This is a genomic window from Acinetobacter seohaensis, from assembly GCF_056431365.1.
On the sequence record NZ_JBWKMK010000081.1, the window covers coordinates 1 to 1,113 of the forward strand.

The 1,113-nt window shown below is 34.9% G+C and carries 2 protein-coding genes; both read right to left on the minus strand.

Annotation, left to right across the window (positions count from 1 at the left end; genetic code table 11):
• Positions 1-283 precede the first annotated feature (283 nt).
• Positions 284-436, minus strand: coding sequence for a hypothetical protein (locus AC07E5_RS09755; protein WP_498625341.1), 153 nt, complete (start codon positions 434-436; stop codon positions 284-286).
• A gap of 54 nt (positions 437-490) precedes the next feature.
• Positions 491-847 (minus strand): hypothetical protein, encoded by a 357-nt coding sequence (locus tag AC07E5_RS09760; RefSeq protein WP_498625342.1) that lies wholly within the window; start codon positions 845-847, stop codon positions 491-493.
• Positions 848-1,113 lie beyond the last annotated feature (266 nt).

The following is a 1,113-nucleotide window of genomic DNA, read 5'->3' on the forward strand; positions in this document are numbered from 1 at the left end:
AATTAACATAATACACCTTATACGCAATCATTTTTAAATTGTGTTATAATTCAATGTATTGATACTAGTTTTATAGCCCATTCACCCTCGAATGGGCTTTTTTAATGATTTATCACGTTCCACGATTATTCCTTGATCATTGTTCCACGACTTTCTTTAGTTGAATTGAACAGTGTCAGCGTTTGAATTGCGCTGGCTTAGGCTCGTTCTTGATTAAAAAATTGGAAATGAAACAGATAAAACACTCGCTGACCTCAACGAATATTTAAGGGACGATCGGACGTTATTTGGATTTTAAGGCAGCCAGCTTTTGTTTTCGCTCTTCAAAATGTGCCTTTAACCCATCATTGATAGGGTGATCGGGGTTTTTAGCTGCTTCTCTTTGTGCCTGAGCTAGTTTTTCTCTGACGTCAAATAGGCTTTTAGGGTTGTTCATGCAAACTTTTCCATAAAATACGGTTCACAGGCATCTATGACAGAACAGATCGCTTTACCTTCTTTGTGGTTTCAGGAATTCTTGCATTTCCTCATTCGTTGGAATCGAATCATCAAAACCTGTCGATTTCGGTTTTTCAGCTATCTTTCTAGTAAAGTCAAAAGTTTTAATTGGTTGTGTTTCAGTTTTTAATACTTTTTCTAATACAGGTTTAGGATTCGTAGAATTCATCTCAGTCACAACATTTTTATATTTTTTATAACTCTGTCCGACCGCTTGACCGCTTACTTTAATATCAAATCTTGCCTGAACTAAATCAGCTATATCTTGCCATGTATAAACTTGAGATGGATCGTTTCTGCATTCAATAATGAACCGAATAGCATCCATACTTAGTAATTTTCTTGCCATAAAAATGCTCCCTAGTACCAACTTAAAGTATTTGAAAGCATTTTAAATCATTTGAAAGCATTTTAAAGCAACTTCAAGTGTTGTTTAAAGCATTTGAAAGCATTTTAAAGCAACTTCAAGCGTTGTTTAAAGCATTTGAAAGCATTTGAAAGCATTTGAAAGCATCTTAAAGCATTTGAAAGGAAGTAGGCATAAAACCCATAATTACAGCGAAATTTACTTTTGTTTTTTGATCGCAGGATAGGCTTAGGCCGTCAAAATGGCGT